The 7,902-nt window shown below is 58.7% G+C and carries 13 protein-coding genes; 5 read left to right on the plus strand and 8 right to left on the minus strand.

The features are described 5' to 3' along the window. Together SPHV1_RS22995 and SPHV1_RS25195 are read right to left on the minus strand one after the other, a co-directional pair. On the minus strand, positions 1–218 hold a 218-nt coding region (locus tag SPHV1_RS22995), incomplete at its 3' end, for a hypothetical protein (RefSeq protein WP_197277793.1). Positions 219–405: 187 nt separating this feature from the next. After that, the gene (locus tag SPHV1_RS25195; RefSeq protein ID WP_156367433.1) at positions 406–591 is read right to left on the minus strand and encodes a hypothetical protein; all 186 of its coding nucleotides are present in this window, start codon (positions 589–591) and stop codon (positions 406–408) included. Positions 592–789: 198 nt separating this feature from the next. On the opposite strand from SPHV1_RS25195, the gene SPHV1_RS23005 reads away from it, so the two are divergent. Then, the gene (locus SPHV1_RS23005) at positions 790–1,044 is read left to right on the plus strand and encodes a type II toxin-antitoxin system Phd/YefM family antitoxin (RefSeq protein WP_054948333.1); all 255 of its coding nucleotides are present in this window, start codon (positions 790–792) and stop codon (positions 1,042–1,044) included. Then, a complete protein-coding gene (locus tag SPHV1_RS23010) occupies positions 1,041–1,310 on the plus strand; it encodes a Txe/YoeB family addiction module toxin (protein ID WP_054948334.1) in 270 nt (89 codons plus the stop codon). Before SPHV1_RS23005 ends, SPHV1_RS23010 begins: the two co-directional genes overlap by 4 nt. A gap of 535 nt (positions 1,311–1,845) precedes the next feature. Here SPHV1_RS23010 and SPHV1_RS23015 read toward each other — a convergent pair. The 4 genes from SPHV1_RS23015 to groES form a co-directional block, all read right to left on the minus strand. Next, positions 1,846–2,322, minus strand: coding sequence for an Hsp20 family protein (locus tag SPHV1_RS23015; protein WP_197277794.1), 477 nt, complete (start codon positions 2,320–2,322; stop codon positions 1,846–1,848). A gap of 249 nt (positions 2,323–2,571) precedes the next feature. After that, positions 2,572–2,763: a DUF465 domain-containing protein gene (locus SPHV1_RS23020; protein ID WP_054948341.1), complete on the minus strand. Its 192-nt coding sequence runs from the start codon at positions 2,761–2,763 to the stop codon at positions 2,572–2,574. A 146-nt stretch (positions 2,764–2,909) separates the two neighbouring features. Continuing rightward, positions 2,910–4,529, minus strand: a complete 1,620-nt coding sequence (gene groL, locus SPHV1_RS23025) for a chaperonin GroEL (RefSeq protein ID WP_054948336.1) — start codon at positions 4,527–4,529, stop codon at positions 2,910–2,912. A 57-nt stretch (positions 4,530–4,586) separates the two neighbouring features. After that, positions 4,587–4,901 carry a co-chaperone GroES gene (gene groES, locus SPHV1_RS23030; protein WP_054948337.1) on the minus strand — a complete coding sequence of 105 codons (315 nt, stop codon included), beginning with the start codon at positions 4,899–4,901 and terminating at the stop codon, positions 4,587–4,589. Between the two features lie 262 nt (positions 4,902–5,163). On the opposite strand from groES, the gene SPHV1_RS23035 reads away from it, so the two are divergent. Further along, positions 5,164–5,397, plus strand: a complete 234-nt coding sequence (locus SPHV1_RS23035; RefSeq protein WP_047820079.1) for a hypothetical protein — start codon at positions 5,164–5,166, stop codon at positions 5,395–5,397. Then, positions 5,394–5,663 carry an usg protein gene (locus SPHV1_RS23040; RefSeq protein WP_054948338.1) on the plus strand — a complete coding sequence of 90 codons (270 nt, stop codon included), beginning with the start codon at positions 5,394–5,396 and terminating at the stop codon, positions 5,661–5,663. The genes SPHV1_RS23035 and SPHV1_RS23040 overlap by 4 nt, the downstream gene beginning before the upstream one ends. A gap of 347 nt (positions 5,664–6,010) precedes the next feature. On the opposite strand, the gene SPHV1_RS23045 is transcribed toward SPHV1_RS23040, so the two are convergent. Beyond that, positions 6,011–6,643: a tyrosine-type recombinase/integrase gene (locus tag SPHV1_RS23045; protein ID WP_054948339.1), complete on the minus strand. Its 633-nt coding sequence runs from the start codon at positions 6,641–6,643 to the stop codon at positions 6,011–6,013. A 41-nt stretch (positions 6,644–6,684) separates the two neighbouring features. Next, complete coding sequence (locus SPHV1_RS25560; protein ID WP_197277795.1) at positions 6,685–7,026, minus strand: hypothetical protein; 342 nt, start codon at positions 7,024–7,026, stop codon at positions 6,685–6,687. Here SPHV1_RS25560 and SPHV1_RS23050 point away from each other — a divergent pair. Beyond that, positions 6,995–7,902 (plus strand): Fic family protein (locus SPHV1_RS23050; RefSeq protein ID WP_231634830.1); only part of this gene is annotated, 908 nt, incomplete at its 3' end. The two genes, SPHV1_RS25560 and SPHV1_RS23050, sit on opposite strands and share 32 nt — an antisense overlap.

Genomic DNA, 7,902 nt, shown 5'->3' on the forward strand with positions numbered 1-7,902 from the left:
CGGCGATGGGGCACCGCAATATATCCGCATTCTTCCGGATCATCCGGCAATGCCTCGGCATCATCATCAAGATCCAGAAACTCGGAAACAAGGTGGGTTCGCCCTGTCCGGCGACAGATATAGGCATGATGCTCGTCGAAAGATGAGGCGCTGACAAATTCGACGGCTTCGATGAGATCGCTCAGCAGTACAGGAGCGCATTGCTCATTTTCCGACATCTTTGCCTCCAGCCATCAACGCGAGAACCGGCAGCTTGGCGCTTGCCTGCAATCGTGCAGCTTATGTCAGTAAAGTGGCAAGGACGGTATCGCTCGGCAAGCGAGAGATCACGGACAATCGGATTCAAGACGACAGCACGCTACTTTGGGAAGTCTGCTTGGGGCCCCCTGCCCTGCCGATCCCACATCAAACCAGCATGTCTCGCCGGCGCAGTGCGGCGGAAACATCGACATCGAGAACGCACACGAGGTTGCGCAAGCCCCCTCTGTTCGCATGATTGGTGCGGTAGCCCTCATAGTAGCGCGCCACGCACCCTGCCCGCTCGAGTTCGGTCACGACCCGGCTGAAGTTATCGGCACCGGTGGCACGCACATGTTTCTCGACGACAGTATCTATGATCTCCTGCGACCCGAAAGGTGCGAGAGGCGCTGACCTACCCAGGAGCGCAGCGACAGCCCTTGCCAGGGACGGCCAAGGGGCTGGTTTGCACACGGCATTCAAGACTAATTCAGGCTTGCCTTTGTACAGAAATTTGTACATAGGAAATCTGCATGAACTTAGGAGAGCATCGTGGATGTTGTGACCTACACTGACGCTCGCGCAAACCTTAAGGGCGTCATGGATAACGTAACGGCGAACCGCACGCCCGTCATCCTGACTCGGCAGCGGGGGGAATCCGTCGTCATGGTGTCGCTTTCGGATTGGAACGCGATTGAAGAGACGATGCACCTTTTGTCGACCCCGACGAACACAGGGCGCTTGCGCGCATCGATCGCTCAGTTGGAGTCATCTGACGGTACGGAACGCGAATTACACAAACCGTGAAGATCGTCTTTTCAGATCAAGCCTGGGACGACTATCAGCATTGGGTCAACAATGACCCAAACACGCTGGAACGCCTCAACACCCTTATCGAGCAATGCAGGCGCACGCCATTCAAAGGGACCGGGAAACCCGAGCCGTTGAAGGGGACGTTGCAGGGCTGGTGGTCACGTCGCATCAATCAGGCGGATAGGCTCGTCTATCGAGTAGAAGGAGCGGGCGCTGCGCAACGACTGGAAATCGCGCAATGCCGCTTCCACTACGACTAGGGAGATCTTGATGACTGCTGCCCGGTGATTGAGATGCCTTGTGTTGCAATCAAGTGTCGGGCACTTCGGTTGCAAAATGACACATAGGTGAAATCGTCAGCTTGGTCGGACTGCCCGGAACCGCAGGTCAGGGGCGTACAAATGGAATAGCAGACATTCGGATGCGTCGGTTTCGGCTTCCGGGGCCGACCCTTTGTGGCCGTTCAGGCGCCAATTTTCAGTCCCAGGTGCGGACCGTCCGCAATTTCGGCAGCTCGCGACCAGACCCTGTCGTTCCCATCAACCATCATGAAGGACCGTTCACGCCAAAACCTGCCGTTGGTGTGGCTCTCAGCACCCGGACAGAAGCCGCGAACATCTCGGCCATACACTCGCTCAAATGAAGCCGCCGGAGCTGCCGTTTATTCATTGCTGAGCCAAAGACGATAGCCATCTCGACATTCCTCCTATTTACCGACTGGTTTGGGCAAAGCTTCGTCAAGCGGGGCAGGTGCGATTGCACCCACCCCGCCGAGGATTTGCCCGATGATTGAGCTTAGGCCACCTTGTCTTCGGTCAGCTGCGGCGTGTCGTCATTGACGTGTTCGCGGCTTCCGATGGCGATCTTGCGCGGCTTGAGCGATTCCGGGACGATCCGCTGGAGCGAGATCGTCAACATGCCGTGCTCATAGTCCGCACCGCGCACTTCGACATAGTCGGCCAGCTGGAACCGGCGCTCGAACGCGCGGGCAGCGATACCCCGATGAACGAAATCCACACCGTCTTCGTCCCTCTCAGTCTTCTGACCGGAGATGATGAGCTGGTTCTGCTGTGCAGTGATGTCGATTTCGTCCGGACGGAAGCCAGAAACCGCCAGAGTGATCCGGTAGCTGTCCTCGCCAGTGCGAACGATGTCGAAGGGTGGGTAGCTATCCTGCGTCTCGGCGCGGAAGCTGTTCTCGAGCGCATCGAAGAGCCGATCGAAGCCGACCGTCGAGCGGCGATAGGGGGTCAAATCAAATGCAGTTCTCATTTCCAAATCCTCCTTGTTGAGCAATCTGGGCATGAGAGGCGCCGTGAACCAAGAGCCGACGCCCTCTGTCCAACCGGACCCGTTATGGCATCCGGTACTGATTAAGTTGGGAAACGCGCAATTGGTTTCAAGACTGGCCAAAAATTTTTTGTTTGTTTGTTTTCAATGTTTTGAAAAAGAAAACCAGGCGCACCGAGAGAGGTGTGCCTGGCCTTCTTCCAGAAGAGACTTTGATAGGATGCAATCCGTTTACGCGGTCAGCCGATCGCTGTTCGCGTGATCGGAAGCCCAGCTTTGCATCTGGTCCTTGAGCGCAAGTTTGAGCTTCTTCAGGCGGGCAATCAGAACTTCGTCAGGCCGGGGTCGTTTGCTTTCCATCCGGATTTCGTCCTCCAGCCGCGCATGTTCGCGTGAAAGATACTCCATATACCTGTTGGTCATCATCTCCTCCTCTCTCATTCGACCGATTTTCCGATGTTGCCGCGTTTGGAGCCAGCCTTGCTCGGCAGCTGCCCAGGCGGCACTGCCGCCAGCGGTGCGCTTGAGGATGGGAGAGCGCAGCGTGAGACCGCGCTCTCCACACCCTGTTAGAAATCCATCGCCGGCATCGGTGCGGGCGTGTCTTCCTTGGGCAGTTCGGCCACCAGCGCCTCGGTGGTGATCAGCAGCGAGGCGACCGAAGCCGCATCCTGCAGTGCGGTGCGCACCACCTTCGCCGGATCGATGACACCCGACTTCACCAGGTCTTCATATTCGCCGGTCGCGGCGTTGAAGCCGTGGTTGTAGTCGTCGCCTTCGAGCAGCTTGCCGACGATATAGGCACCGTCCTCACCCGCGTTCTCGGCAATCTGGCGAGCCGGGGCGCGCAGCGCGCGACGCACGATGTCGATACCCGACTGCTGGTCGTCATTGGCGGCCTTGAGGCCCTCCAGCGACTTGAGCGCCCGGAGTAGTGCGATACCGCCGCCCGGCAGAATGCCTTCCTCGACTGCCGCACGGGTTGCATGCAGCGCATCATCGACACGGTCCTTGCGCTCCTTGACCTCGACTTCGGTGGCACCGCCGACGCGGATGACGGCAACGCCGCCAGCCAGCTTGGCCACGCGTTCCTGCAGCTTTTCACGGTCGTAGTCGCTGGTCGTGGTGTCGATCTGGGCGCGGATCTGACTGACCCGAGCGTCGATGTCGGCCTTGTTACCGGCACCATCGACGATGGTGGTGTTGTCCTTGTCGATGATGACCTTCTTGGCCCGGCCGAGCATGCCGATCGTGACATTTTCCAGCTTGGTGCCGAGTTCCTCGCTGACCACATTGCCGGCGGTGAGGATGGCAATATCCTCCAGCATGGCCTTGCGGCGATCGCCGAAGCCGGGTGCCTTGACCGCCGCGATCTTGAGGCCGCCACGCAGCTTGTTGACCACCAGGGTTGCCAGGGCTTCGCCCTCGACATCCTCAGCGATGATGAGCAACGGCTTGCCCGACTGCACGACCTGTTCGAGCAGCGGGATCATGGCCTGCAGGTTCGACAGCTTCTTCTCGTGAATGAGGATATAGGGGTCCTCCAGCTCGACCTTCAGCTTTTCGGCATTGGTCACGAAATAGGGCGAGAGATAGCCGCGGTCGAACTGCATGCCCTCGACCGACTCCAGCTCGGTTTCGAGGCTCTTGGCTTCCTCGACCGTGATCACGCCTTCGTTGCCGACCTTCTCCATGGCTTCGGCGAGGATGCGGCCGACGGTTTCATCGCCATTGGCGGAGATGGTGGCAACCTGCGCAATCTCGCTGTTGGCCGACACCTTCCTGGCATGGCTTTCGAGGTCCTTGACCACGGTGCCGACGGCGAGGTCGATACCGCGCTTCAGGTCCATCGGGTTCATGCCGGCGGCAACTGCCTTGGCACCTTCGCGCACAATGGCCTGGGCCAGAACGGTGGCCGTGGTGGTGCCATCACCCGCCTTGTCGTTCTGCTTGCTGGCGACTTCGCGCAGCATCTGTGCGCCCATATTTTCGAACTTGTCCTTGAGTTCGATTTCCTTGGCGACAGTCACGCCGTCCTTGGTGATGCGCGGCGCGCCGAAGCTCTTCTCGATCACCACGTTGCGGCCCTTGGGGCCCAGAGTAACCTTGACCGCATTCGCAAGCGTATCCACGCCGCGGAGCATGCGATCACGCGCATCCGACGCAAATTTTACTTCCTTCGCAGCCATCTGGCCTGCTCCTTTCTATGCTTCTTTCGGTTGAACAGAAGTTTCAACGTATTGTGCTTACGCCGCCTTCTTGAGCTCAGCGGTGGTTTCGATGATGCCGAGGATGTCGCTCTCCTTCATGATGAGCAGGTCCTCGCCATCGATCCGCACTTCAGTGCCGGACCACTTGCCGAACAGGATGCGGTCGCCCGCCTTGACGGCGAGTTCCACCAGCCTCCCGGCATCATCACGCGCACCCGGGCCAACGGCGACGACTTCGCCTTCCATCGGCTTTTCCTTGGCGGTGTCAGGGATGATAATACCGCCGGCCGTTTTTTCTTCGGCCTCGATACGGCGAACCAGCACGCGATCGTGCAAAGGTCGGAAATGCATGCATAACCTCCATTACAAAGCGAAATGACTTACAGCGCCTCCCCCGGATGATCGGCAGGAGGCATTTGGCGATCTAGTTTTGCTGGAGACGGCTTCAAGAGGTCCAAGCCAGATTTTTTGGCACTCGCCGATTGCGACTGCCAATGGGTTTTTCCGGACGCGTTATCAGAGTCTTGACGGTCTAAAATCGACTCACAAAATATGCCGAGCGGAGCAATCTGCAGTGAGTAACCAGCGGCAAGGCAGAAAGGAGGATGTTCCTATGTCGCAACCATTCGCACGCTACCTGCATCCATTCGATGTAGCGCATCATCCCGCGCTTGAGCCCGAAGTGAAGCGAGCCATCCTGGCGTCCTGGGCATCCGACCGGCATGCTGTCGAAAACCAGCCGGCGATGCGCCAGCCCCCCGAACTCAAAGGTCCGGTTTCCGTTGACGACGTATTCGCCGCATTGCGCTCGCTCGACGGCCCGGACAGCCAGCCCACGTTGCAATGACCGATCGCGCGTTTCTGGTTCAGCTGGACGGATACGGACTGACGACGGCAGAAATCTGCTATTTCATGCCGGATCACCCCTCGCTCCTGCAGATTTATGCCTGGCAGGAATACGATGCAGCACCGGATTTTCCGGTGCTGTTCGATTTCCTCGCGCATTGGCGGCGCGAGATCGAGGGGGAGATAAGGTCAGTCCGAATCGCCCATGAGAAAGTGATCCGGCCAGCGAGCTGGCGTTCGGCGGACGGCGTGATCTCGTGGGAGTAGCAGAGCCGGGTGATTGAGCTTGCAGGCCCGTATTCATGCTAGTTGCAGTCATACCGCCACCCTGCGTGGTCCGAGGTCAAATGTCGGCTTCTGGCAGGAGCTGACCTTCATCCTACGGCATAGGAAAGGCAGGAAAGTCCCAAGGTCCGGCGTTTGCCCTCGGGCTAAACCGACCCATTATTGTCGCTCAGGCGCCAATTTCCGCTCCTCAGGAGCGGACGGTCTGCTCATCCTTGCCCCATACGAAGGCGGGGCCGGTAGGCGCTGTGTATCAGGGCGCAATTCGCGGCGACTTACCCGTAGCAGAAGGGTTCTGGCTCCCCGCCTAAACAGGGAGCCAGAAAATCCTAGATTTCGGTGCCCTCCGCCAAAACCAAGGCGTCTTCCACATCGACCCCAAGGTACCTGACCGTGCTTTCGATCTTCGTATGCCCGAGCAGGATCTGAACTGCCCGGAGATTGCCCGTGGCCTTGTAGATGATGGATGCCTTGGTCCTTCTCAGGGAATGCGTGCCGTAATCCTCGCAGGGCAAGCCAATTCCCGTGACCCATTCGTCGACGAGACGCGCGTATTGCCGCGTGCTGATGTGGGCGGCGTGGTTCGTGCGACTTGGGAAGACAAAATCTTCCAAAGAGCCGCTCCGGAGCTCAAGCCATTTGAGAAGACTTGCCCGAGCATCATCCATCAGTTCGAACTGGACGGGTCGCCCGGTCTTTTGCTGAACCACGGTAGCGCGGTTTCGAATCTTCCGATCGCAGACGATATCCCCGATCTTCATCTTCACGAGGTCGCAACCGCGTAGCTTGCTGTCGATCGCAAGATCGAAAAGGGCCCGATCCCGAATGCGCCGGTGCTGGTCGAGAAAGAAACGCACCGCCCAGATCTGGCGTGGTTTGAGCGCGCGCTTAGGTCCCACTTTGCGCCCTGCGTTCCACGAAACGCGTTCGTGAACGGCGGGATCAAATTCTGATAATCCCATGACACATCTCCTATGGCCGTGATGGCCATAGGCAGAACGCATCAGCGCAGCTCGATTGCCTGCTGTTGCGAAATGGGCGTCAGGTGCGACGGAAAGGTAGGTCCCGTTGAGGCTGCGCGCAGTAACGGATGGCGGACTTCGGCCAGAAGATCGGCCAAAGGACCGGCCAAATGGCCACTCCATAGCCCATCAGACAGAGAGTAAAGCAAAGCATAAAACTGGAAAAACGGATATTCTTGGGCTAATGCGAGCATCAGAGAACTGCTGGAAAGATCGGCCAAACCTGTGGCAATGAACGTCGAATCCCCCACCCAGATTGAGCCTGCACGGATCGACGCACCGGCCGGCGATTTGCCCGATCTGGTCGCCGAAATAGCAGCCAAGGCCGAAGGTCTCGGGCGAGCACTTCATCCGCAGACCGCACTCCATCTCGCCAGCCTCGTGCGATTGATGAACACCTATTACAGCAACCTCATCGAGGGGCACCGCACCCGTCCTCGGGATATCGAGCGCGCGCTGGCCGGCGAACGCGATGATGATCAACGAGATCTCATGGCCGAAGCCGCAGCGCATTACCGCGTGCAGGAAGCCATCGATCGCGCTGCCGTGCATGGCGAACTTCCCGATCCTGCCGACCCCGATTTTATCCTGAAACTGCACCGCGATTTCTACGCGGATGCCTCGATCGACATGCTCACCGTGCGGGGGGGAGATCGAAGCTTTGTCATGACGCCAGGCGAATGGCGATCAAGTGCCGAGCACGATGTCCAGATCGGCCGTCACATCCCGCCATCGTCGGCCAGAGTGGCCGAATTCATGAACTATTTCTTCTCGCGGTTTGCCTTTGAACCCAAAGATGGAATGCGCATGACCGCAGTGGGAGCCGGGAAAGCAAAGCGCATCCTGGCACTGGCAACAGCACACCACCGGTTCAATTGGATTCACCCCTTTCCCGATGGCAATGGCCGGGTTAGCCGGTTGATGAGCCATGCCATGGCGCTCAAGGCAGGGATCGGCGCACACGGGCTATGGTCGGTATCTCGAGGGCTTGCACGCGGGCTGGGTCCGGGAGAGGCTGGCCGGACAGAATATCGAAAATACATGGCCTCGGCCGATGCACCGCGCCAGGGAGACCGCGACGGCCGGGGAAACCTTTCCGAAGCGCATCTGGTGGGATTTGCCGAGTGGTTTCTCAAAGTCTGCCTCGATCAAATCAGCTACATGTCGAGCCTCTTCGAACTCTGTCCGGCGTCAGCGCC

The organism is Novosphingobium sp. KN65.2 (genome assembly GCF_001368935.1).
Taxonomy (GTDB): Bacteria; Pseudomonadota; Alphaproteobacteria; order Sphingomonadales; family Sphingomonadaceae; genus Novosphingobium; species Novosphingobium mathurense.